The sequence below is a fragment of the Caryophanon latum genome, from assembly GCF_001700325.1.
GTDB classification, from domain to species: Bacteria; Bacillota; Bacilli; order Bacillales_A; family Planococcaceae; genus Caryophanon; species Caryophanon latum.
The window spans coordinates 1-25,338 of the sequence record NZ_MATO01000059.1; the positions used below are offsets into that span (position 1 = coordinate 1).

Here is a 25,338-nt window from a genome sequence, read left to right on the forward strand (position 1 = left end):
GGAAAGAACAACCGTATTTCCCACTCGGTATTTTTAAAATTCGTATACCGTTTATTCATTATCGACTTGAGAAAGCAGAATTTATACAAGCATTTATTATGTTCGTAGTAAGTGTAAGTATGATTCCGTTATTACAGCAAGGGTTAGGTTTACCATATGAAGTTGCGATGGCATATATATTCGTTTGTGGTATCGGCTTCTTGTTACCAGCATTACTTGGGGAACCGGTTGTACCTGGATGGATTACACCGGCGATTCCAATCGTCATGCTTTATTTAAGTGGCTATGAGCCTGGACCAGAAGCAATTAAAGCGTTAGTTGCATTGCAATTGTTAGTCACATTTATTTTCTTATTTTTAGGTATTACAGGGCTTGGTGCCAAGCTTGCGAACAACTTACCGAACTCATTAAAAGGTGGTATTTTAATCGGGGCAGGGATCGCGGCAATTTTAGGCGAAATTCAAGCAGGTGGGCGTTTAGCAGAAACACCAATTTCATTAACAATTGGTAGCTTTGTCGCAATTTATTTACTGTTCTCATTATCTTTCAAAAAGCTGTCATCAAGCAATAAATTTGCACGATTCCTTGCCAATGCAGGAATTGTACCAGCATTATTAATTGCAATCGTCATTGGATGGGCGGTAGGAGAATATAAAACACCGAACGTTGAGTGGGGACTGAATTTACCTGCATTCGGTGAAATGTGGAATTACTTACCGTTTACAGTTGGCTTCCCAGATTTAAGCTTATACATAGCGGCGATTCCGACAGCGATCATCGCATACATTATTGCTTACGGTGATATTGTAGTAGGTGGTGCGTTAGTCGATCGTGCAAAGAAAGATCGTGAAGATGAACATATCGATTCAAACACAAACCGCATTCATATTATTACAGGTATTCGTAACTTATTACACTCATTCTTTGCACCGTACCCTGGTTTAGCTGGTCCGATTTGGACAGCGATTACTGCAACAGTTGCAGAGCGTTACCGCAATGGTCGAAGCGCAATGGATTCAATTTATAGTGGTGCCGGTACATTTTGGATTGCTGGTTTCCTTGCATTATTTATGTTACCACTCGTAACGATTTTCCAACCGGTACTGCCAGTTGCGTTATCGTTAACGTTAATTTTAACAGGTTATTTATGTATTACGATTGGTATTGAGCAAGTTGAAACAGAAGCTGAGCGCGGTGTTGCCGGTGTCATGGCGGTAGCATTAGCAGTATACGGCGCAGCGCCAGGTTTAATTACGGGTGTTATTTTATACATTTTAATTGAGCGTACATCAATCTTTAAATCGGAGCAAAAAGCAGCAGCGAAAGAAGCTGAATTACAAGCAGTTGAAGGCGATGTAGCTGTTTTAGATCCTGATTCGAAATAAACATTCGCTTCAAATTTCATAGTCACGACGTATAAGGCGGTCGTATGCGAGTTTATTGTTGCATATGACTGCTTTTTTTCTATGAGCTGGCGTTTACGAATAAAGATTGAGCCGCACTGCGGAAAGTAAACTTAAGTTATAGTGGCGAGCTGAAAAATATTCATTAAAATGTAATTTTGGCATATTTCCAGTTCCTAGAAGATGACCATTATGCTAAAATTAATCGAGAATAAGCATAAGACAAAAGAAGTGGATATTTTCTTATATAAGGATGTAATGCTAAATTACATACATTTTTATAACTATGAGTTAATAGGAGAATCACATAGAAAGGAACTAACTATGATAAAGAACTTAAAAATGTCGATTAAAGCAAAAATATCTATCATTATTATCGTCGCAGTAGCAACGAACATATTAGTTGGAATGTCGGGATTGTATAATCTTCAAAACGTTCAATCGTCGCTCGAAGAAAGCTTAGAAGTGCGCGCGAAAAATTCGAACTTGTTGCGTACGGTCGGCATTGACTTCCACCAAATGCATATCGCCGAAAAAAACTTATATTTATATGAGCCAGGTACGGATGAATTTAATGAGCAAATGGAAGAGTACAACGGGCAAATGCAGGACATTGAGGAGCGCTTTGCGGAGTACAGCTCGAACATTAGCAATCTTACAAATGAGCAAGCACTCATTAATACATATTTAGGCATGAAAGAAAAATACTTTACAATTTCAAATGACATCGTGCAACTGTTGTCATCTTCAAATCTAGCTAATCGTGAAAAAGGGTTAGCGTTATCTCAAAGTGAAGGGTACGAAACGTTTGCGGCTGCTGAAGATGCGTTAGATGTTATTGGGGATTTGTATTTTGATCATAACGATGTTGTGTTGCAGCAATCAAAGGAGAAGTATACGGATTTATTTATCGTCACGTGCATCACAATCGTTTTTTGTTTAATTATTAGCGTACTACTTGGGCTATGGGTTATTCGCTCAATTAACGGTCCTGTTCAGACGTTAAGAACGAACGTGAAAAAGATGGCTGACGGTGATTTAACGGTGAAGATCGACACATTTACGAACGATGAATTAGGGGAGCTATCGAATGATTTTAATGTGATGGCAAACCAAACGAAAGAGCTAATTTCAACGGTGAAAACGACGATGAATCATCTCGGTGAATCGTCCGACGAGCTAACAGCCATTTCAGAGGAAACAAGTAGTATGGGCGAAAAAATTAGTAAAGAAATTTCAGGCATTGCACACGATGTAGCGAAGCAAACGGAGCTAACGGAAGCGACGAATTTAAAAACGCTTGAGCTATCGGACGTGATCAATCGCTTAAATGAGAAAAATGCGTATATGGATAGTCTTTCGGAAAATGCGAATTATGTGCTGCATGAAGGTGTAGGGAAGCTTGAGAACTTACAGCAAAAAACGGCTATGTCCATTAATAGTACACATGAAGCGATTGAAGTAGTACAAGACCTTGCGAACAATATGAAAAAAATCGGCTCGATTGTGCAAACGTTAAATGACATATCGAATCAGACGAACTTACTTGCGTTAAATGCAAGCATTGAGGCAGCACGGGCTGGGGAATACGGAGTTGGCTTTGCGGTCGTTGCGTCGGAAGTACAAAAGCTCGCGTCACAATCTACAATTGCCTCAAAGCAAATTGAAGATACGGTCATGACGATTGAGTATGATACAGTGAAAACGCTCGACTTAATGAATCAAGCTGCTGTTGTGAATAATGAGCAAAGTGAACTAATGGTGGAAACAGGGGCCGCATTTAATACGATTAGTGGTACGATCAATCATATTTTGCATTCGCTTGCAGAAATTAATGATGAAATTTCGCACGCTAATCATATTAAAGAAGACGTCGTGGAAGCGATTCATCATATATCGCATGTTGTGAGTGACGTGTCGCAAAAGACGCAGCTCATATACGCTTCGGTTGATCACCAGTCAGAAATATTTGGCAACCTTCAAAAGTCAGCTGAAATGTTAAATGAGCTCAGTGAAAAAGTAAATACGATGATTCATAGTTTCCACATTGATTAATTTATCAGACGTGTTGATTAGTCATTTTTATACCGCTAAATCGATTGTTTGGAGCAGCAAATAGGAAATAAACGCAGTATTATAATGGCAGTGAACAGGCGGCGAGACTCCTTGGGGAATAGCTCGTGACTCATGACCAACATCGTGTTCGCCGCCGAGCCCCAGGAAGCGAGCCGTAATCAGTTCACTGCCCATTTAGCAGCTAATCAACACGCTTGTTAATTTATGAAAAATACTTGAGCATATAAAAATCCCTCGAAAAGGAGTATATCCTTTTCGGGGGATTTTATTATTAATAATATGTTAATTTATAGGTTTATTAAAGGTTCTTTGAATTATTGATGACTAATAATTACATGGACAAAAACATATAATAAAGCAAAAAAAGAGCGTTTTTCGGGATAAAGAACTACTTATTCAATTTTTTGTAGTTAAAAAATCCTAAATGTGGTATTCTGTTCAACGGCTTTTACAAATGACATATTTTTGGTTCATCACCGTAAGCTGGGGTTGGCGTATAAAAGTTGCTTGAAACGAGAGGCGGACTCCAGCGGGAAAAGCGCGAGCCTCAAGACCCCGCAGTCGTGAGGCACGAACGACGAGGAGGCTTGAGCCGCGCCCGCGGAAAGCCTGCCTCGACGTGAAAAGCAACCCCAAGTTATGGTGAAGAGCCATATTTTTGTTAATGATGCGATAGTGAACATAGTATGTATAGCAGCGCATATTACGTTTTAGTATCGAATGTAACATGTTAATCGCTCAAAACAACAATAAGTATGTAAGTTTTCCAAGCGTTTTGATTCGCGATTTAATTGGTAGTTCGTGTATTGTGGCTCGTTTTGCCTCTTTGATTACTCGAGACAGATCTATTCGGAGGCTCGGCTATGAACATTGTGTTGGTCATGAAAGCGATTTTTGTGTAATGATGCTAATCGGATGCTAATCGCCGTTCTCAATTTTCCGCACCGATTCGGCGTCACGTTTTACAGGGTGTTTTGGCATAAGCTGTTTTATAAGGAGGCTCGCCGCCCGCTCTTAGCGACGACAATTGATTTCCATTTTGCGGCTGAAACCGACCGATTCAGCTGTAGAAAAATGGCGTATTAACAGACCTGTAAGTTTTCAAATTAAAGATTATGACATATAAAGGAGCGTTACATATAGTGTTTAATAGACAAAGTAAAAAATCATTAGAAATTCTTTTAGCACAAAGCGAAAATTTAGCAAGTGGTACATGCTCAAAGTTAGATTATTTAACTGAAAATGAAACGTATAAAAAAATTGTTGATCGTTTAAATGTAGTTCAAGTACAGTCGACGGAAGTGAACGCGCAACAGCAAATGGCAGATCAGCAACTTAAAGCGCTTCAGCTTGCAGGTATCGGAGTGTGGACGTGCGAAGTGCACAACAACGATTTAATGCATGCGGATAACGTTATTACATGGTGCCCGTCCAGTGAAAAGATGCTCGGCTATAGCGGGCAGAAAATGTTGCCACAAACGTTTAAAACAATTCATCAGGCGATAGATGTAAGCGTTTTCGAACAGCAGTTAAACGATGCGTTACGCAGCACAGCACGCCAGCAAACGATACAGGCAGAGCACGTCATTCATCACGCAAACGGACAGTCTCTTTGGGTGAAGACGTCAATTTCTCTACATAAAGGAGAGCGTACGACGATCGTTGGTTGTATGGTAAATATTCATGAACAAAAGAAAAAAATGGATAAGCTATCGGACTATTTTATAAAGCAAGATTTAATTAATAAAGTGCTAGTTGAAGCGTTTTGGGATATGACCGTTGAAAAAGGTGACCCGGTAAATCCGAATAATGAATTTTGGTGGTCAAATCAATTTCGTCAGCTTTTAGGCTTTAAAGATGAAAGCGATTTTCCAAACGTAATGAGCTCATGGAGTGACCGATTACACCCAGAGGATAAAGCGATGGCGATGCAGGCGTTTGCGAATCATTTATTAGATTATACAGGTAGAACACCGTTTGATGTCGAATATCGTTTACAGCTTAAAAATGGCAATTATCATTGGTTCCACGCAACCGGTGAAACGATGCGTGACCGAAATGGCGCACCTTTACGTGTAGCTGGCATTATTCGAGATATTACAGCTGAACGAAATAAAGAATTATCTGTTGTGCAAATGAACGATAAGTTTGAGCAGCTGTCACATTCCATTAAGGCGATGAATGAAGCGATTTTATTAATTTCAAATCATGCGCAGGAGCTTGTATCATCGCAGGAGCTAACTGTAAAAGCGGCAAATACTGTGAAGGAGACGACCGATCAAACAGCGGAAATTTCAAACTTCATTAAAAGCATTGCGGATCAAACGAATTTACTCGGTTTAAATGCATCGATTGAATCAGCACGTGCAGGCGAGCATGGAAAAGGCTTTGACGTCGTGGCGCAAGAAGTTCGTAAGCTTGCGATTCACTCGGCAGAAGCGACAGGCAAAATTGATACGAGTTTAGACAATGTAAAGCAATCGATTACGTCAATCATTTTACAAATGGGGAAAATTAGTGAATTAACAGAGCTGCAGGCGACGTTAACGGAAGAATTAAACGCTTCTGCGGATGAAATTAACTTAATGTCGATTGATATGATGGAGCTGATGAAAAGTAGCTAAGTGAAAACGTTGTCAACATGTCATCCATTCCTTGCTATAATGGAACAAACAACTTTAAACGCAAAGGAAGATGAACATGACATTTGAGGACATTTTACCGAAATTAAAAGCAGGCGAGAAAATTATTCGTGCAGGCTGGGGTGGCGCAGAGCTATACGTGAAGTACGTGCCAGCAACAGAACTAGATGGATTAAAGATGAACCCGTACTTCGCTATTAACGTAACAGGTGAGGGCTATACGATGTTTACCCCAACTGTGTGCGATATTTTAGCAGACGATTGGGTAGTTGTACAATAAAAAAAGAAGCTGACTTGTTTACGCAAGTCGGCTTTTTGTGTGGAGGGAACAAGATGGAGCAAACATTTAAAGGAAAAACAGTCGTTGTCACAGGTGCAGCATCAGGTATCGGGCAAGCACAAGTGCAAGCGTTTTTACAGCGAGGGGCGCATGTAGTAGGCGTTGACGTAGCAAAGACGAATATTTCGCAAGAGCGTTACACACATATTTTGGCGAGCGTTGCGAATAAAGAAGCAATCGAAGTGGCATTGCGTGATGTGAACGTTGATATTTTATGTAATACAGCTGGTGTACTTGACGGCTATGCGACGACGCTTCAGACGGACGAGCAACTATGGAACCGCGTCTTTGATGTGAACGTAAAGGGCATGTATATCGTGACGAACGCGGTGCTGCCAAATATGTTAAAGCGAAAGAGCGGCATCATTATTAATATGGCGTCAATTGCAGGAATGATTGCAGGTGGTGGCGGTGCAGCGTATACAGCGTCTAAACATGCGGTGATCGGTTATACGAAGCAGCTGTCATACGATTATTGCAAGGAAGGCATTCGTGTTAACGGCATTGCGCCAGGTGCAATTCAAACGCCGATGAACGCAGCGGATTTTGAAGGTGACGGTGCGATGGCGAAATGGGTAGCCGAGCAAACGCCAGCAGGAAGATGGGCAAGCCCAGATGAGGTGGCGAGCGTGACGTTATTTTTAGCGAGCGACGCAAGCGACTACATGCATGCGACGATCATTCCACTTGATGGCGGCTGGATGAATAAGTAGTAGGCGATAGCTGTTTCGTGTAGTAAAATAAGTAAGGATATATTATTCACATGTTAAATAATGACGGTGAGCTAATATATAACGCACTATGACACTTCGGCACGGTACTAGCACCGCAGCTCCTTTGGTCATAGTTATTAGTGAAGTAGCGGCATACGTTATTTCATAAAGGAGGAAATTGAATATGCAAAAAGCGGTTTCTCATGCACAAACGAATGTGCAGGAAACGACGAAGATGGCAGTAGTCGCCTCGCTTTACGTTGCCGTGACAGTCATGTTATCTGTCATTAGCTTCGGCGCGGTCCAATTACGACTATCGGAAATGTTTAACTATTTAGTGCTGTTTCACAAGCGATATATCGTCGCCGTTACGTTAGGTGTCGTCATCGCAAACTTCTTTTCACCGATGTGGTGGATTGATGTGCCAGTCGGGGGGATTGCGACATTCGTCGTGCTCATCATTTGTCGCCTCGTTACACGAAACATCGACAACATTGTGTGGAAGCTCGTTATAACGGGCATCATTTTCACAATTTCGATGTTTACCGTTGCAACGCAGCTTATGATTGTGTTTGACTTACCATTTTGGCAAACGTACGGAATTGTGGCAGTAGGAGAAGCGCTCTCAATGCTAGTCGGAGGCGTCACGATGTATTTAGTACATAAGAAAATTGATTTTACGAAATAGATGAATGAAGCGGTGCTTAGACATGTTCTAAGCATCGTTTTTTTTGAATGGATGGAGGAGCTAGCATGGACGAGGTAAATAAAACACTATATATCCCTTTATACGGCAAAGCGTACGTCAGCCAAAAAAGCTTATTTCTCCGCGACGATATGGCAGAAAAAATTTGGGCGTCAGAAGGATTTCAGCTAACGGGCAAGGCGAAGTCAAAGTGGCTTGCTTATTATATGGGCATGCGGGCGGCGGTGTTTGACGAGTGGGTGATGGAGCAATTAAACAAGTATGAAGAAGCGGTCGTTTTGCATATCGGCTGTGGACTCGACAGTCGTGTACTACGCATTGGCACGAAGCGTATGTGGTATGATATCGATTTTACCGAAGTGATTGACGAGCGTAAACGTTATTACGAGGAAGCATCGAATTATCGCATGATTGCGGCGGACATTCGCGCACATAATTGGCGACAGCATATTCGTGAAACGCGCTGTGCAATCGTCGCAGTGGAAGGTGTTAGCATGTACGTGACGAACGATGAGCTGCGTGCGTTTATGCAGCAGGTGAGTGAGCATTTTGACGAAGCGGTGCTATTAATGGATTGCTATACGGAGCTTGCGGCGAAACTGTCGACATATAAAAATCCGATTCACGATGTCGGTGTGAGCCGTGTATACGGTGTACGTGAACCGCAAACATTACAGAGCGAGGCGTTTACGTTCGTACATGAGCATACGATGACGCCAGTGCATTTTGTGCAGCAGCTAAATGGCATCGAGCGGTTCATTTTTCAAAAACTGTATGCAGGGAGATTTTCAACGAAGCTGTATCGGTTGTTTAGTTATAATAAAAAAAGTTAGTGTGCGTTGATCCGCCATGTTTAATCATTCTATTCAACGTCGTAGTAGCAGAGCACGAGCGGCGAAGCTTCTTAATGAAAGCTCGTGACGAAACAGTACGTAAAGCGCGACGGAAGATGAAATCGAGCCTGCCAAACGATGAGTTAATCAACTTAGGTAGTTTTATGTGAGTATTTTCTCTTATGAAACTTCTTTTTTCTTTTTGTGTACAAATTTATAACATCGATAGTTATAGTCGTTCAGAATTTGTTTAGAGATATTTGATAAGCTTTACAGAATAATTAAATCATATTTGTTGATTGGACATTTTTATACAGTGAATTCGATTGGTTTAAACAGCAAAATAGAAACAAATGCACAATGTTAGTGGCAGCAAGCTTAAGGAATTGATTTATCTCGAGTAATCGCACATATAAAATGAGCCGCAATACGCGCACTGCCAGTTGAATCGCTAATCAATACGTTTGATATTAGGTACGAAATGTGAATAGGAGAGTTTCACTTTATGTTTTTTCAGAAAAGAACGAAAACAAAAGCAATGGATTTAACAAATTACCGAGGTGTTATTAATTTATCTAGCTGTACAGAGCTAGAACAGCAAGTGAATATGCTACATATTACCGTTCAAGATTTACAATATTTAAACGCGCTACAGCCGTACGTGCAACAGCATATCGAGAGCATCGTGGAAGATTTTTATACGATGATTATGCAAAAAGCAGAGTTAATCGATATTATTGAAAAAAATAGTACGTTAAATCGTTTGAAAGGTACGTTACGAGCGCACATATTAGAAATGTTCGACGGTGTTATCGATTATGCCTATTATGAAAAACGTGTAACGATTGCTCGTGTACATGTACGAGTAGGATTACGCACACAATCTTATATTGCCGCATTTCAAACAATTTTTGATAGCCTTGTTAAAATTATTGAACAGCAAATTTCAAATACAATGGATCAGCTTAATATATTGCGCGCTGTATCGAAAATTTTCCACTTTGAACAGCAGCTCGTCGTTGAAGAAGTTGAAAAAACAGTAGATATGCTCAAAAGGAAAGATGAGGAGCAACGAGCTCATATTAGTGAAACAATTCAAGCATCGACGGAAAGCTTAGCAGTGATATCAAAAAAAACGAGTACATCCTTTCATCAACTAGATGATCAGTTGCTTGAAATCGAGAGCTTTGCAAAACTCGCGTATGAACAGTCGTGTGAAGCGGAGCAACGAGCAAGATTAGGGAAAGCGCAAATTTCTGAGCAATCGTTCAAAATAGGGAGCATGGGCGATAAACTAACAGATGTAGCAAATAACATTTATTGTTTAGTCGATGTTTTAAAAGAAATGGAATCTATTATGCAACTTGTGACGAGCATCGCTAACCAAACGAATTTATTGTCGCTAAACGCGGCGATTGTTGCAGCGAGAGTCGGCGATGGGGGGAAGGAATTTAGCGTTATATCAGAAGAAATTCGTTCATTATCCGATCAAACGAAGACGTCGGTTAAACATGTGGAACATTTAATTGATAGTACAAATAGTAAAGCAACACAATTAAGTGAGTCACTTCATTTAATTCAGCAAGATATTTGTACAGGAGAAGAAATTATGAATCAAACGGAAAATCAATTTGATGAAATTTTACATTCAATGAATAAAACAAAAGAGCAAAATAATGTCATGGAAATGTCTATTGAAACAATTGTACGTGTTGTTAGCGGTCTCGGTATAGCGTTTGACGAGGTGACGAATTCAGCATCAGGCTTAGCCGCGCTATGCCATTCATTAGACACATAACGAATGAAAGATTTTAGTTGACGAGCGGTACCATTATGAGTATATATTAATCGGCTTACTATTTAGGACGTGTCTAAAAACTCTGTAATTCTGAACAAATGAAGGCTGTAAACGAAAAAATGGGTTTATTCGTAGCGTTAGTTGATTTATGAGGGGCAACTGGATGCATAGTAGGTATGTTGATTCGCCACTTTTATCGGGCGTTCGCCGCTAAGTCGTAGAAATGCAAGCGACCGTACGCGCCTGTCAAGCAAGCATCTAATTAACACGCTCGATGAAAAATGTTAAAAAATTGCCGTTAATTCTCGTATATATTATAATAGTCATATTTGAAGCTGACGATTAATGAGTTAAGTGCAGCGATAGTAGGACAAACTTTAGTTTGTGCTACTATTTTTTTATAATATTTTTGATGTTTAGGAAGGTTTCGATGAGAGCGATTATTATAGACGATGAAATGATGGCAATTGAAGTATTACGTATGATGCTGGAGCAGTTTAAGCCGTTTCCAGTCGTCATTGAAGGAGCATTTACGAACGTAGAGGATGCGTTTTATTTTCTAGAAAACAAACGAGTTGACGTCGTATTTTTAGATATGGAAATGATAAGTATGCATGGCTTGCGCGTAGCTGAGCATATAAAAAGTCATTATCCAACAAGTCAAATTATATTCGTGACAGCGCACAGTCATTTTGCGGTCGAGGCATTTGAAGTGGAGGCGACGGATTATTTACTGAAACCGGTAACACCGAAGCGGTTACAAAAGGCGCTAGAGAAGGCACAGCATAAGCTTTCTACACAGCAGCCTGTAGAGAAGGAACATTACCTTATAGCGCATACGATGGGCACATTTTACTTAATGAATAATGAGAATGAGATGGTGAAATGGCGCACGAAAAAGACGCGCGAGCTTTTTTTATATTTATGGGTGCATCAGCATAAGCCGATTTTGAACATAGCTATTAGTGAGGTGCTTTGGCCAGAAATGGGGCACGAGAAGGCGCTGACAAATTTACATACAGCAATTTATTATTTACGGCAGTTGTTTAAAGCAAATGGAATTGATAATGCGATCCAGCTAGTGAACAATCACTACATGTTAGCCATTAATGTACGAAGTGATTTTGAGGAGTTAATAAAGCTGCTAGATGAACAGCATAAGGAGCAGCATATTGAACGTATCGTGGCGCTATATGAAGGTGATTTTTTACAGGAAGAAGATTTTCAATGGGTGATACCGATGCAGCAGCAGCTAAAAGAAAAAGTACTTGCGACGTTTGAGGCATTTGTGGAAACACCACATTGTACAGCAGCGCTTAAGCAAACGCTTTATAAAAAGATGCTCGATTTGGATGTATATAATGAACGTTACATGCTTCAGTTAATGACATTACTGTTTGAGCAAAATAGACGATCGGAATGTGTACAGCTATACAACGTAATTAAAGAACGACTTGAGCTTGAATTATGCATACCGATTCCACCGTATATTCAGCATATGTACGACCGCGTGATGCAACAAATAATTTAAGTGTGCTGTCACTTCACAAAGGGAGGCAGGAGAATGAAAAGGAATGTAGCGGCAATCATTACGATTGTCGCCTTATTTGTAGTTGTGTTGTTAATGGGCAACTATCACTATTTATTTAATAATCATGCGAAGCTCGTTAATGATGGAACAGCAGTCATTACGAAGGAGCAATTGGAAGGCAATGAAATTCTCGCGTTAGATGGTAACTGGTCGTTTTATCCGAACGCGTTGCTTGCACCAGAGGAAGTGCATAAAGAGGCGCATACGTTCATTAATGTGCCGTCTGATTGGAAAAACGCGGTACAGCCAAACGAGGAAGGACTATCTGTTGGAACGTATCATATACGCCTACATGTGCCAAATGATGAACAATACGGGCTATACATTCGTACGATTCGCCAAGCTAATCGCCTATTCATTAATGACATTGAAGTTGGTGGCATGGGCAATCCAACGCATACAGCTACCGAGTTTATACCAGAAAGCGATGATCGCTATACGGTATTTGTACAAAGTCCATCTGGTGTGCTCGATATCGTCATACACGTTGCCAACTTAAATTATTCAGAGGCAGGCATTTTGTATCCGATTGAATTTGGTACGAAGGAAGCGATCGAAAAGCATTACCAGCTGAAAGTACTCGTTAACATTGTTATTAGCGTCTGCTACATCATATTCGGTGTTATTTACATTATTTCGTACAGTCAAAATTTACAGCGAAAAGAGGAGCTGTTTTTCGGGCTTTTTGCGGTGCTATTTGGGGTGTACATGTCGTTTATTAATGAAAAAATATTTTTCCTACTGTTCACGAATTTCTCCATATACGAGCAAGGTCGCTTGCAGCTAGGAATTTTGCCGCTTCTCGTATTTTGTTTAACACATTTTGTTTATTGCATGTACCCACAGCTCGTGCGAAAAAACATTTTATATTTCATTTACACTTTGTTGGCCGTACTGTTTATTGTTTACGGTGTTAACGAAAAAGTACCAACAACGATAAATGGCGTATTTTTTTATCAGCTTATTTTTGTCGTCGCTATGTTTTTATCGGCATTGTATAGCATATTTATTTTGTTTAACGTCTTACGGAAAAAGCTAGACGGTGCGTTTTATATTTTCATTATTTTAACGTCGCTCGTATGCTATATGATTTTATTAATGATTAACTTTTTAACAGGTATGCCAATTAATTTAACGGAGCTACTCGTATTTATTTTAATACTATATAGTTTTGCGTCGTTATTTAGCTTTCGTGCAAACGTCGCGTATAAAAAAGCACAGGCAATGTCTGAAGAGTTGCTGCTATATAACGAAATGAAGGACGAGTTTTTATTAAAAACGTCGCACGAGCTGCGCACTCCGCTAAATGGCATTTTAAACGTCTCAAAAAGTTTAATGGAAGGTACGTACGGCTCATTGAAACGCACGCAGCAGGAACACATTTTACTCATCCATAGCGTGACGCAGCGTTTAGGCAACTTAGTTGAGGATTTACTCGTATCGTCAAATCATTTTAACGGTGAAATGCGCATTACGCGTGGCGTCGTGTCGATGGATGTCATTAACGACGTCATTATGGAAGTGCGGCATCTCATACCGAAAGAGCAGCATGTAACGGTTGTCAATACTATTGAGGAACATTTGCCAATGCTCTATAGCGATGAATTGCGTTTAAAGCAAGTGCTATACAATTTGTTGCATAACGCCATTCAGCATACGACAGAAGGGCACATTACAGTATCGGCGAGCGTCGTGAATGAGAAGATGCACATTCATGTGACCGATACAGGCAAAGGCATTGCACCGCAGCACGTAAAGTATATTTTTAATACGTTTTATCGTGTAAGTCGTGATACAAATAGCGGTGGATTAGGGCTCGGTTTAAGCATTACGAAAAACATTATCGAGCAATTAGGCGGTAATATTTTTGTGACGAGTACGCTCGGTGAAGGCTCGACATTTAGCTTTACGCAGCCGCTTGCGACAGCGGAGCAGCAACCGTTAGCCGAGCCGAAACAATATGTGATGCAGCGAGTACGTAATGCGTTTCAATTAACATTACCACTCGTGCATGAAGGGAATGACAAAACGATCGTCATTGTTGATGATGACCATTTGAACATTAAAGTGTTAGCGGACATGCTTATACAGGAAGGCTACACATTCATCGCGTTTGATAACGGACAGCATGTGCTCGATTATTTGAAAACGAACAAGGTCGACTGCATGCTCGTCGATTTAATGATGGCGCAAATGTCTGGATATGAGTTATGTGAGCTTGTGCGAAAGCAGTACGACATGCTAGAGCTGCCAATTATTGCACTCACAGCTATTACGAAGCATTCAGATTTATTGCTGTCACTAAGAGTAGGGGCGAATGAATATTTACAAAAGCCGATTTCTATGGATGAACTCCGCCTGCGCATTCAGTCACTACTAGCGATGCAGCAGTCTTCAAAGGATGCAATTGGGGAGGAGCTAAACGCGCTATATACGCAGGTGACGCCACATTTTGTGTACAACACGTTAAATACAATTATCGGGCTAAGCTATACGGACGTCGACAATACGCGAGAAGCATTATATTGCTTAGCGACATATTTCCGAGCGAAGCTAAATGTACATTACCAAAAAAGTATCGTATCGCTAGAGGAGGAAATGGAGCTTGTGAAGGCGTACTTGTACATTGAGCAAATGCGCTTTGGCAGCCGCTTAACGATCAACTACGACATTGATGAAAGCATTGACTGTATGCTTCCGGCACTGTCACTTCAGCCCCTCGTCGAAAATGCGGTATTCCATGGCATTTCGAAAAAGCAAGAAGGTGGTACGATTGATATTACTGTTCAACAAGAAGGTTCGTTCGTCTCGATTCGCATTCAAGATGACGGTGTTGGCATTCCTAAAGAAAAGCTACAAATGCTGCTTAGTGGTGAGAACTCAAGAATTGGCTTTACGAATCCGATGAAAAAACTTAAGCTGCTGAAAAATGCAAGCTTACATCTTGAGAGCGAAGAAGGAAAAGGAACGACGGTTACTATTTTGTTACAGCAACCTTAAATTTTAAACTGCACTGCGATCTTTTATGCGCAGTGCAGTTTTTTTACGTTACGTAATTGAAATTTGTAATGACTCCTCCAGGAAAAGCGAAAATGCTTGTTGCAGTTTGTAACCGCAGAGGAAAACGTTTTTCTGCCTCGAGTAAGTATAGAGGCATAAGCGTGACACGAAAGGCTTAAGGAAAACAATGAGTGCCACGTCGATTTGGCATTGCCTTTATAACAAACATTGTGTTTGCCCTACGCCCACGGAAAGCCTGCCTTGATATGGAGAGCTAACTAACAAAGCACGAAAATACATTCACGGTCTATATATAAAATGTCAACAAAAATAAATACTATAATTTGACTATTTTTATAGTAACAACACCTATATATGGTATTATATTTTTAAAATATTGAATAGGAGGCATATATGAAAGTTACTATTAGCGGTAAATTATTCCTAGGATTCCTTTCGATTTTAATTATCGTTGTTTTAGGTAGCGTTATTTCAATTAACCAGCTAGGCTATACGGACAAATCATATAGTCAATTAATTGAGGACAACATTGACAATGCGATGGCAGCGAAAGATTTAGATGCGCTATATAGCAACCAAATGGAGTCGATTACAAATTATTTATTAACAGGTAATGCAAATTACATAGATGTATATAAAGAAAATTTACAGATGGCAAACGAAGCGGTCGCGTCGATGCAGCAAAGCTTTACACGCGACGAAGACTTAGAAAAGCTTAGTCAGCTTGCGGCGTTTCAACAGCGCTTTGATGAAATTGTACAAAAGATGATTCAATTTAAGCAGGAGGGCAATGTCGTTGGCTATACGAATGTACTGAGCACTTCTGGTCAAACGATTATGAATGTATTTAATGCAAAAAGCTTAGAGCTTAAGGATGCACAAGAAGCAATTGTGTTAGCGAAGACGAATGAAATTAATCGCAATGTTAGCTTGACGAAATGGGCAATGATTATTATGAGTATTTGCGGCATCGTTGGAGGATTGTTGCTTGCGATGTTCATTAGCCGTACAATTTCAAAACCGATCGTAAAAGTATCTAACGTCATGAAGGAAGTAGCTGAAGGTAATTTAGGTGTTGAGCCAATCGTCGTGAAAAACCGTGACGAAGTAGGTGACATGGTGAAGTCATTTAATACGATGGTACATGATTTCCGCGAAGTAGTCGGCAAAGTACAAGACTCTGCGCAAACGGTATCAGCAAGTAGTCAGCAGCTTGCAGCAAGTGCCGAGGAAAGTACAGCAGCGTCTGAGCAAGTGGCGTCGTTAACACAGCGCAGTGCAGAAGGTAGCCAAGAGCAGCTCATTCACTTTAACGATTTAGCAGGTACGATGACGCAAATGAATGATGACATTCAGCAAATTACTGCAAATAGCAATGAGCTAAGTGAAATCGCAGGCGTGGCGAAGGAATTAACAAGTCGCGGTTCGGATTTAGTTGATAACGTTGTAAGCCAAATGGATTTCATTCAAAAATCGGTAACGAAGGCGAGCGATTCAATTTTGTCGTTACGTGACCGTTCGAATGAAATTAGCTCCATTATTGAAATTATTACAGACGTCGCCGATCAAACGAATTTACTTGCGTTAAATGCAGCAATCGAAGCGGCAAGAGCGGGCGAGCATGGGAAAGGCTTTGCGGTCGTTGCCGATGAAGTACGTAAGCTAGCTGAGGAATCGAAGCGCTCGGCAAATCAAATTACTGAAATGATTATGCACATTCAACGAGAAACAGATGAATCGGTACGCATGATGAGTGAGGAAAGCGAGCAAGTCGCAATCGGTTTAGCGGACACGAAGGAAACGGATCATAAATTCCACGAAATTTCAGAGGCGATGAATGATGTCGCATATAAGGTAGGAGAAGTGAGTGAGTCGTTAAAAACGATGATGCATCGCAGTGATGGTATGCTGCATGCAGTCGGTGAAACGAAACGTCTTACGGAAAAAAATGTCGACATTAGTCAAGACAATGCGGCGGCAACAGAGGAGCAGCATGCCGCACTTGAGGAAGTATCCGCTTCTGCACAATTCCTAGCAGGGCTAGCAGAAGACCTTCAAAAAATCACATCGAAATTTAAAATCGAGCAGTAGAAAGGGGACGTATTATGTTACGTAAACAATGGATGCTCGTCTTCATGCTAGCAGTTGTGTCGTTACTCGCTGCTTGTAGTGACGAAGCGGAGGAGCAATCAACGAATGAGCCGCACGTATTAAAAATCGGGCACGCAACCGCAATCGACCATTTCGGGCATACATCGTTTGAGCGTTTTCAAGAGCTTGTCGAAACGAACAGTGACGGACAAATTCAAGTCGAAATTTACCCAGCAAGTGAGCTAGGCGGCGAGCGCGAAATGCTTGAGATGTTATTAATGGGTGAGTTAACGATGATGGCACCAGCGTCTGCGATTTTAGATGCGGCAACGAAATATATGGCGGTATGGGATTTACCTTATTTATTTACCGACTTCGAAACAGCTCATCGCGTGTTAGACGGCGAAGTTGGGCAATACGTGCTCGATTCGATGGCAGATAAAGGGCTTGTCGGCATCGCGTATTGGGAAAACGGCTTCCGTCACTTAACGAATAGCGTGCGCCCCGTTACAACAGTAGCCGACATGGCAAGGTTAAATATGCGCACACTTGAAAATCCGATGCAAATTAAAGCGTGGTCGTTAACGGGCGCCAATGCTGCACCACTTGCGTTTAATGCAGTATACGATGCGCTAAAAACGAAGCAATTTGATGCGCAAGAAACGCCGCTAACGCTCATGTATTCGATGAAGTTTCATGAAGTACAAAACCATTTAACGTTAACTGGGCATACGTATTCTCCGTGGCCAGTTGTGGTGAACAAAAGCTTTTACGATCAGCTTTCACCAGATTTACAGCAAGTTGTAACGAATGCCGTTCTCGAAGTGCGCGACTACAACCGCCAGCTATCAAAAGAGGACGAGCAAAAAGCATTGCAACAGCTAAAGCAAGCAGGACTCGCTGTAGTAGAGCTACCTGAGGAGGAAAAGCTGAAGTTTAAAGAAGCGATGAGCGGCATTTATGAGGACGTAAAAGCGGACGTCGGCGAGGAGTTTTACAACAAGCTAATGGAAGCGGCGAAGTGATATAAAAAAGCTCTACAAACACTGTTCATTCAGCGTTTGTAGAGCTTTTATTTTATTCGAAATCGATAATTACTTTTAACGCTTTTTCCTTCGAAGCGTTTTGGAACGTTTCGTAAGCTTCTAACATATTTTCGAATTTGAAGTTATGCGTTACAAGCTCTTCTACTTTAATTTTGCCGCTCGCTAACGTTTTTAGTAGCATCGGTGTCGATGAAGTCGATACTAAGCCTGTCGTAATCGTTACGTTACGAATCCATAAGTCTTGTAGCTGAAGATCAACCGATTTACCATGTACACCTACGTTTGCTAAATGACCGCCTGGCGCTAAAATCTTTTGGCAAATGTCAAACGTTGCTGGGAAACCAACTGCCTCGATCGCTACGTCAACGCCGCGTCCGTTCGTTAGCTCGAAAATTTCTTTAATCGTTGCTTCTGCGTCGCGTGAGTTAATTGTATGTGTCGCACCGAAGCGCTTTGATTCCTCTAAACGGTTGTCGTCTAAGTCAACCATGATGATTTGCGCTGGTGAGTAAAATTGTGCTGTTAATAAAACAGACATACCGATTGGACCTGCGCCGACGATGACAACTGTGTCACCAGGCTTTACTTGTCCGTTTAATACACCGATTTCTAAGCCGGTTGGTAAAATATCTGAAATCATTACCGCTGCGTCATCTGAAATACCTTGTGGAATGTGGTATAACGAGTTGTCCGCATGTGGAATGTGTACGTACTCTGATTGTGTACCGTTAATTAAGTGACCTAAAATCCAGCCGCCATCTGCACAGTGCGCGTATAATGCTTTTTTACAGTTGTCGCACGTACCACAAGCTGTTACACAAGAAATAATTACTTTGTCGCCGACTTTGAAGTTTTTCACACCTGAACCAACTGATTCAACGATCCCAATTCCTTCATGCCCTAAAACAGTACCTTCTTTTACAGCAGGTACGTCGCCGCCTAAAATGTGTAAGTCTGTACCGCAAATTGTCGTTTTTAATAATTTAACGACCGCGTCACCGTCATTAATAATTGTTGGTTTTTCCATTTCACGAAGTTCTTTCTTACCTGGTCCTGCGTATACAAGTGCTTTCAAAATATATTCCTCCTAAAAATAGTAGTATAGGAAAATCTGTTTGGAAAAGCTTAATACGTGGCGAAAGGAATGAAGCAACCACACGTAAATTATAACATGTAATAGTGATGATTAGTATGAATTTTCTGAATTTAAAAGTGTGTCGCTACGAAAGCGATTGTTGAAAGCATCGACGCACCGAGTCCGCTCCTTCCGAACGTGCGCTTACTGCAAACGAGGGAAGTGATGCAGTTACCGTACGATTTTACGCTAACGATCAAAAGCATGATTTCACAGCCGAACATGTCACGAGAGCGCGCATTTACAAGCTTATGTGAGGCGGTGTTACGCGCGCAGTACAGCGTCGCTAAGCAGCATTTCGAATATTTACTGTCGTCATATGATATGTCACAGTGGTATACACACATTCACATTCCGCTATTTAAAGTTATTAAAATTTTAGAGACGAATGAGTTGCTTGCGTACGACAAAATCGAAAAAATTAAAGAGATGTATTGTCACATTTTAAAGGAGACGAAAGTGAAGCTTGGTGAACTACCTATGCAGCGTGACATCGTACTTGTGCTCATCGGTGATGAAGTCGAGCAAGATGAGCTCATTCATTTATTTGAAGGGGTGCTGTACGCAGAAGGGATGTACCCAATCATCATTCGCAACGAAAAATCAACGCAAGAAATCGAAGCGATGATTCAACGACTACACATTACGCAAGTTTTCGCTATCGGCAACGTATCGCAATATGCGAGCAATGTTTGCCATATAGTACTACAGGAGCTTGAAAACATATTAACGACGTGTAGCTACGACGATTTGCAAGCAGTTCACGTGAGAAGTCGATTGCAGCGTTATGAGGAATTATCGATATAGAAAGTGTATATTCGCTCTCCTCGTTTGTTGTTTTGTCGTTTGGATGATATAATAGAGAATACAATTGTTGATTAAACAGTACTGAACATTCTGCTATCCAATTTATAGAATGTTCAGTATTTTTTTTTATTCTTTTTTAACGAAACGAAACAGCCACAATTGTAGCGGTTGGTGAACGAAGCATGCACGACGAGGAGGAAACGGATGATGGATTTACTAAATAAAAAAGTAACACATATGAAGTGGGGCACGGGAACGATCACAGCTCAAGACGATGCGATTGTTAGCATTCAGTTTGATGAGGTAGCGAAGAAGTTTGTTTACCCAGACGCATTTGAGCTGCATTTAACGATTCAAAATGAACAGGACGCTGCGAAATTTTCTGAGATGATTGTTGAAAAAGAAGAGCGCCAACAGCAAAAATTATTAGAGCAGCAACAGCACCGTGAGCAAGCACAAAAGAAGGAGCAAAAGCGTCTACAATATGAGCGCCTAGCGACAAACCATAAGCTACATCCACAATCACAGCTCGTATTTTGGTGTGACGAGGAAGAGAAGCAAGCTGTATTTAAAGATTGGACGTTATTTTCGGGCGCAATGAAGAGCGGTCAAAATAAAGGGAAGCCAAATAAAGCAGTGCGCTTACATCAAAATAGTGCCGTCATCATTACAGCTCGCGCGCCAAAAACGGCAGAGCAAGACCGTCGCATTTTAGGCTTATACATGGTAAAAGAAGGCTTCTACGGCAAGCTTGGTGATGATGGTTTTATCCCGGCACATTCAGAATTCCGCATCCAATTATCAGAGCAGGAATCAGCGCAGCTTTACTTCTGGAACTACTACATGAACGATAAAACACCAAATAAAATGGCTTGGAGCACAGGCAAATACCGCTACTTCTTAAATGAATGGACAGCGCAAATTTTACGCGACATTTATAGCTTAAAAACAAATCAACAAGAAAAAACTAATGTGAAATTATTTTTACAGCATTTCTGTAAAGTAAATCAAATTTCGATTAACAACATTTCTCCGCGCAGTGGTGTACTAGCAAGCATTAGTCAATAAAAAGTCGTTCACCATCCTGTGGTGAGCGATTTTTCTTCGTTTGCAAGCTTGTTTTGTAGGCGAAATGAGCGAAACAGTATAAAATAATGAAGTGATTTTTCTCGTAACATGTATTTTAACGCGATGAACTGAAAGGATGAATCAATAATGAAAGAAAACTTTTGGCAACAGCTACCGAAGCCATTTTTCGTGCTCGCACCGATGGAGGATGTAACGGACTGCGTATTCCGTCACGTCGTTGCTCACGCAGGCGCACCAGATGTTTATTTTACCGAATTTACAAACTCAGAAAGCTACTGCCATCCAAATGGTATCGAAAGCGTGCGCGGTCGCCTTATGTTTACAGAGGACGAGCAGCCAATCGTCGCACATATTTGGGGAGATAATCCTGACAACTTCCGAAAAATGAGTATCGACTTAGCGGACATGGGTTTTAAAGGCATCGATTTAAACATGGGCTGCCCCGTGCCAAACGTTGCACAACGAGGTAAAGGAAGCGGCTTAATTTTACGCCCAGACGTTGCGGCGGAGCTAATCGAAGCAGCAAAAGCAGGTGGCATTCCAGTAAGCGTGAAGACGCGACTTGGCTTTAAAGAAGTTGACGAATGGCGCGACTGGCTAACGCATATTTTAAAGCAAGACATTGCGAACTTATCGATTCACCTGCGCACACGTAAAGAAATGAGTGCGGTTGATGCGCATTGGGAGCTCATTCCTGAAATTAAAGCGCTGCGTGATGAAATTGCACCGAACACAATGCTCACAATCAACGGTGACATTTTAGATCGTCAAATGGGCTTAGAGCTTGTTGAAAAGTACGGTGTAGATGGCGTGATGATCGGTCGCGGCATTTTCAAAAATCCATTTGCATTCGAGAAAGAGCCACGCGAGCATACGACTGAGGAGCTATTAGGCTTGCTGCATTTACAGCTTGATTTACAAGATCAATATGAAGACCAATTGCCACGTGCGATGTCGGGACTTCACCGTTTCTTTAAAATTTACGTTAAAGGCTTCCGAGGTGCGGGTGAGCTACGTCATAAGCTTATGCATACAAAATCAACGAATGAAGTGCGTGCATTGCTTGATGAATTTTTAAGTGGTCATGACGATTTCGTACAGCCGCAAAGTGAATAATACAAGCGTGTTGATTAGCGAGTGAATTGGCAGGAGCGTATGGCGGCTCGCGGTGCTCCTACCGTTACTTGTCGCACATCAATTCCTGGGGATCCGGGGCGAACACGATATTTGTTCTGAAGGTAGTGCCACACAGACGTGGCGTTCACCACCTTCCTCAAGCTTCCTCGCCGTTTCGTTCCTCACGGCTGCGGGGTGTTTCGGCACCTGCTCCTGCGATTACTCGTCGCAAAAAGAATTTTAGCTGTTCCCAAAGGAGTTTCGCCGCACGCTCTTTGCCATTATAAAGCCGTATTTATTGCTATTTTACTGTTAAAAACGACCAATGTAGCTGTATACAAGTGGCTAATTAACAGAACTGTAAATAATAAATGATACTGAGACAAAAACAAGTGCCATCAGGAAATTCAACATTTCCTAATGGCACTTTTCTGCTTTTGTAGTTATATAAATTGAACGTAAGAACGATGCTCTCCTCATGCTAAATACAAAAGTTCAATCTCCATAGTTTGCTGCGAGCAGGCCGATTTATTGGCTAATAAACATGCTTGAAAATATAAGTTTAATTGATATTTTTCTGCATAATCAATTAAGTTTTGAAATGGTAATTATGAGCTATTATTAATAATAATCTGTACTGTTATGTTGGAGGGAGTTGTTTTGTCGTCTAGGAGGGAGTAGTTTTTAATATAGTAATGCATAAAATTGAGTAAAGAAAATATCGTTATTAAACAAAATTTACTCTAAAAAACAAACGTCATAGCGAAATTAACTTGAGTAATATATACTAATTCAGTATGAAAAATATGAGAGTTAAAATTAGTTCTAAAGGCTTAATTCAGTTTGTTTCAAGGAGGAATTCAGGTGATATTATATGACAAGCCGAAATATAGAATGGCTGTATATGAGGATAAAAAAGAAGTACATACGCAAGTTCTAGGATTTCTAAAGGAAGATGTGGTCGGTGAGTATATTGAATCATTAAATACGATTGCTAAAACATATAACCCAGCACATTATACGCTCGTTGTAGATGCTACGTTGCAAGCTCCAGTACCACGTAAAGTAGCAGCAGAGCTAGGAGACACGATTATGTTTTATACAACGTATGGTTATAAGCGCATTGCAATTGTTAAACCAAAATCGAAAATTGCGATGGTACAAATTCGTAACGCTTTAGCACTGAAAAATTTTCCGGGTTCATTTTATGATACAGTAGCGGATGTTAGCCGTCGTTAACGACTATTAAAAGGAGGAGTGAGCAATACATATGACGATCGTAGCGATTATATTACTATGCATAACGTTATTTTTAAGTTTTAAATATATAGAAGTAAAGCGCAAGCATATGCAAATGACTGAAATATTACAAAAAATGAACGTTGTGCTGTCCGGTCAACAAGTAGATCGTTTAAACGGCACTAGTGAGGAAGCTGTAACATTCAATCAATTTATCGATCAACAGCATACGAAAAATGAAAAAATCGTTCAAATTACATCGACAATTGCAGAAAAAGGTACACAACTTGTTGATCAAGGGGAGTACGCAGCAGAAAAAGCAGATATCGTGCGTGCTGCAATTGACGAAGTAGGAAAAGGCTTAAAATACCAACTGAATATGACGTTAGAAAGCACGGAGTCAGTTGAGCAAATGACTGCAGCGATTGAAATGATGTCGATTCAAGCGAACGAAATTTCAGAGCAATCGAATTCGACGTTAGCGTTAACCGAATCAGGAAACGACATGATTCGTAATTCGATCAAACAGATGAATCAATTCAACAGTACAATTAACACGACGTTTGAAGCCATTAGCAACTTAGGTGACAAGTCGAATGAAATCGGTAACATCGTCCGTGTTATTACGGATATTTCAGAGCAAATTAACTTACTAGCATTAAATGCGGCGATTGAAGCAGCGCGTGCTGGCGAACATGGAAAAGGTTTCGCGGTCGTAGCGGATGAGGTGCGTAAATTAGCTGAGCAATCACGTCAATCAGCAGCTGAAGTATCAAGCATCGTTCGCAATATCCAGTCGGAAACAGCAACGGTTGTGACATCAATGGATCAAGGTACGAAGGAATTTTCAAAAACGAATGAAATTATTTTCCAAATCGGCGCGATGTTTGAGCGCATTGTAGAGACGACGAAAGTAATCGCACAAAGCAATGAAAGCTCATCTGCCAATGCAGAAGAACTAGCAGCGAGCGCACAGCAGCTTCTAGCGACGATGCAAGAAATTGCGTTCATTTCACGCGAATCAGATGAAATGTTTGAGGAGTTAATGGAAATTAGTGATGATGAGCTAAGAACGATGGCATCGTTACTTGCAGAAACGAAAAGTTTGCTTCAATTAAAGGAATCAATCGCTGTATAATTACTGGAGATGTGCTTCAAGCGCATCTCTTTTTTCTATTTATTATTATTGTTACAATAATGAAAGTGTTCGTGAAACAACTGAATTTTCTGTAAAAAAACAAATTGTGACAAAATAGAATTCGACGAAAAATGAGCTTGAGTGCTTGATATTGCTTGATTTGTGATGTTCTTTAATATGTGAAAGTGTTCACAATTAAGTGAGTAATTTCGTTTGTTGATGAAAGGTTTATTTACATTGAAATAGCATATGATAAAATATAAGTACAAGAGGTTATACATCATATAAATCGCATTGTTCGACAAAAATACTACTCCCCTAAGTAGAAAATATAAATAATACGATTAAACCTCTACACATAATAACTGCTCAAAAGTGTATTATGTTATACAATCGAAGTTGTTTTTTAGCCGTAAAAAATCACCTTCCTTGTATAGACAGTGTAAGCCGATTTTACGCTGTCATAAGATCAATCTCCCTCAAGGAAAGCCTCTTCGCTGACGAAGGGGCTTTTTATTGTGCGCCCAGCATGCGCATAAACTTTAGGGTGTAAG

18 protein-coding genes are annotated in these 25,338 nt (G+C 40.7%); 17 read left to right on the forward strand and 1 reads right to left on the reverse strand.

The annotated features are described in order from the left end of the window. The 12 genes from A6K76_RS13395 to A6K76_RS13450 all read left to right on the forward strand — a co-directional run. A partial coding sequence (locus A6K76_RS13395; protein WP_066465935.1) for a solute carrier family 23 protein occupies positions 1–1,385 on the forward strand: 1,385 nt, incomplete at its 5' end. A 342-nt stretch (positions 1,386–1,727) separates the two neighbouring features. Next, positions 1,728–3,458: a methyl-accepting chemotaxis protein gene (locus tag A6K76_RS13400; protein WP_169818027.1), complete on the forward strand. Its 1,731-nt coding sequence runs from the start codon at positions 1,728–1,730 to the stop codon at positions 3,456–3,458. Positions 3,459–4,621: 1,163 nt separating this feature from the next. Further along, complete coding sequence (locus A6K76_RS17225) at positions 4,622–6,103, forward strand: methyl-accepting chemotaxis protein (RefSeq protein ID WP_169818028.1); 1,482 nt, start codon at positions 4,622–4,624, stop codon at positions 6,101–6,103. Positions 6,104–6,179: 76 nt separating this feature from the next. Then, on the forward strand, positions 6,180–6,401 hold the full coding sequence (locus tag A6K76_RS13410) for a DUF2829 domain-containing protein (RefSeq protein WP_066465939.1): 222 nt from the start codon (positions 6,180–6,182) through the stop codon (positions 6,399–6,401). Between the two features lie 53 nt (positions 6,402–6,454). Continuing rightward, on the forward strand, positions 6,455–7,174 hold the full coding sequence (locus A6K76_RS13415) for a 3-oxoacyl-ACP reductase (RefSeq protein ID WP_066465941.1): 720 nt from the start codon (positions 6,455–6,457) through the stop codon (positions 7,172–7,174). Between the two features lie 184 nt (positions 7,175–7,358). Beyond that, the gene (locus A6K76_RS13420) at positions 7,359–7,862 is read left to right on the forward strand and encodes a QueT transporter family protein (RefSeq protein WP_066465942.1); all 504 of its coding nucleotides are present in this window, start codon (positions 7,359–7,361) and stop codon (positions 7,860–7,862) included. Positions 7,863–7,927: 65 nt separating this feature from the next. Continuing rightward, entirely contained in the window at positions 7,928–8,713 is a 786-nt protein-coding gene (locus A6K76_RS13425) for a class I SAM-dependent methyltransferase (RefSeq protein ID WP_066465943.1), read from the forward strand. A 505-nt stretch (positions 8,714–9,218) separates the two neighbouring features. Beyond that, positions 9,219–10,511, forward strand: coding sequence for a protoglobin domain-containing protein (locus tag A6K76_RS13430; RefSeq protein ID WP_066465944.1), 1,293 nt, complete (start codon positions 9,219–9,221; stop codon positions 10,509–10,511). A 430-nt stretch (positions 10,512–10,941) separates the two neighbouring features. After that, on the forward strand, positions 10,942–12,042 hold the full coding sequence (locus A6K76_RS13435) for a response regulator (protein ID WP_066465946.1): 1,101 nt from the start codon (positions 10,942–10,944) through the stop codon (positions 12,040–12,042). Positions 12,043–12,075: 33 nt separating this feature from the next. Beyond that, entirely contained in the window at positions 12,076–15,102 is a 3,027-nt protein-coding gene (locus tag A6K76_RS13440) for an ATP-binding protein (RefSeq protein WP_066465948.1), read from the forward strand. A 414-nt stretch (positions 15,103–15,516) separates the two neighbouring features. Beyond that, positions 15,517–17,214: a methyl-accepting chemotaxis protein gene (locus A6K76_RS13445; protein WP_066465950.1), complete on the forward strand. Its 1,698-nt coding sequence runs from the start codon at positions 15,517–15,519 to the stop codon at positions 17,212–17,214. 14 nt (positions 17,215–17,228) lie between these two features. Further along, positions 17,229–18,239: a TRAP transporter substrate-binding protein gene (locus A6K76_RS13450; RefSeq protein WP_083995462.1), complete on the forward strand. Its 1,011-nt coding sequence runs from the start codon at positions 17,229–17,231 to the stop codon at positions 18,237–18,239. A 52-nt stretch (positions 18,240–18,291) separates the two neighbouring features. Here A6K76_RS13450 and A6K76_RS13455 read toward each other — a convergent pair whose 3' ends face one another. Further along, the gene (locus tag A6K76_RS13455) at positions 18,292–19,335 is read right to left on the reverse strand and encodes a zinc-dependent alcohol dehydrogenase family protein (RefSeq protein ID WP_066465952.1); all 1,044 of its coding nucleotides are present in this window, start codon (positions 19,333–19,335) and stop codon (positions 18,292–18,294) included. Between the two features lie 225 nt (positions 19,336–19,560). Here A6K76_RS13455 and A6K76_RS13460 point away from each other — a divergent pair, with 225 nt between their 5' ends. The 5 genes from A6K76_RS13460 to A6K76_RS13480 all read left to right on the forward strand — a co-directional run bounded on the left by A6K76_RS13460 (position 19,561) and on the right by A6K76_RS13480 (position 24,784). Next, positions 19,561–20,202 carry a hypothetical protein gene (locus A6K76_RS13460; RefSeq protein WP_066465957.1) on the forward strand — a complete coding sequence of 214 codons (642 nt, stop codon included), beginning with the start codon at positions 19,561–19,563 and terminating at the stop codon, positions 20,200–20,202. Positions 20,203–20,406: 204 nt separating this feature from the next. Beyond that, on the forward strand, positions 20,407–21,270 hold the full coding sequence (locus A6K76_RS13465) for a malate synthase (protein WP_342669513.1): 864 nt from the start codon (positions 20,407–20,409) through the stop codon (positions 21,268–21,270). Between the two features lie 147 nt (positions 21,271–21,417). Then, on the forward strand, positions 21,418–22,407 hold the full coding sequence (locus tag A6K76_RS13470; RefSeq protein WP_066465962.1) for a tRNA dihydrouridine synthase: 990 nt from the start codon (positions 21,418–21,420) through the stop codon (positions 22,405–22,407). Positions 22,408–23,271: 864 nt separating this feature from the next. Beyond that, positions 23,272–23,646: a hypothetical protein gene (locus A6K76_RS13475; RefSeq protein WP_066465964.1), complete on the forward strand. Its 375-nt coding sequence runs from the start codon at positions 23,272–23,274 to the stop codon at positions 23,644–23,646. A gap of 31 nt (positions 23,647–23,677) precedes the next feature. Beyond that, the gene (locus A6K76_RS13480) at positions 23,678–24,784 is read left to right on the forward strand and encodes a methyl-accepting chemotaxis protein (protein ID WP_066465966.1); all 1,107 of its coding nucleotides are present in this window, start codon (positions 23,678–23,680) and stop codon (positions 24,782–24,784) included. The last annotated feature ends 554 nt before the right edge of the window (positions 24,785–25,338 follow it).

Bases quoted from the DNA above. Each gene is read 5' to 3' on its own strand.
- A6K76_RS13420 (WP_066465942.1), top strand. From the start codon at position 7,359: ATGCAAAAAGCGGTTTCTCATGCACAAACGAATGTGCAGGAAACGACG.
- A6K76_RS13435 (WP_066465946.1), top strand. From the start codon at position 10,942: ATGAGAGCGATTATTATAGACGATGAAATGATGGCAATTGAAGTATTA.
- A6K76_RS13465 (WP_342669513.1), top strand. From the start codon at position 20,407: ATGATGGATTTACTAAATAAAAAAGTAACACATATGAAGTGGGGCACG.
- A6K76_RS13415 (WP_066465941.1), top strand. From the start codon at position 6,455: ATGGAGCAAACATTTAAAGGAAAAACAGTCGTTGTCACAGGTGCAGCA.
- A6K76_RS13440 (WP_066465948.1), top strand. From the start codon at position 12,076: ATGAAAAGGAATGTAGCGGCAATCATTACGATTGTCGCCTTATTTGTA.
- A6K76_RS13470 (WP_066465962.1), top strand. From the start codon at position 21,418: ATGAAAGAAAACTTTTGGCAACAGCTACCGAAGCCATTTTTCGTGCTC.
- A6K76_RS13400 (WP_169818027.1), top strand. From the start codon at position 1,728: ATGATAAAGAACTTAAAAATGTCGATTAAAGCAAAAATATCTATCATT.
- A6K76_RS13460 (WP_066465957.1), top strand. From the start codon at position 19,561: ATGCAGTTACCGTACGATTTTACGCTAACGATCAAAAGCATGATTTCA.
- A6K76_RS13450 (WP_083995462.1), top strand. From the start codon at position 17,229: ATGTTACGTAAACAATGGATGCTCGTCTTCATGCTAGCAGTTGTGTCG.
- A6K76_RS13410 (WP_066465939.1), top strand. From the start codon at position 6,180: ATGACATTTGAGGACATTTTACCGAAATTAAAAGCAGGCGAGAAAATT.
- A6K76_RS13480 (WP_066465966.1), top strand. From the start codon at position 23,678: ATGACGATCGTAGCGATTATATTACTATGCATAACGTTATTTTTAAGT.
- A6K76_RS13430 (WP_066465944.1), top strand. From the start codon at position 9,219: ATGTTTTTTCAGAAAAGAACGAAAACAAAAGCAATGGATTTAACAAAT.
- A6K76_RS13425 (WP_066465943.1), top strand. From the start codon at position 7,928: ATGGACGAGGTAAATAAAACACTATATATCCCTTTATACGGCAAAGCG.
- A6K76_RS13445 (WP_066465950.1), top strand. From the start codon at position 15,517: ATGAAAGTTACTATTAGCGGTAAATTATTCCTAGGATTCCTTTCGATT.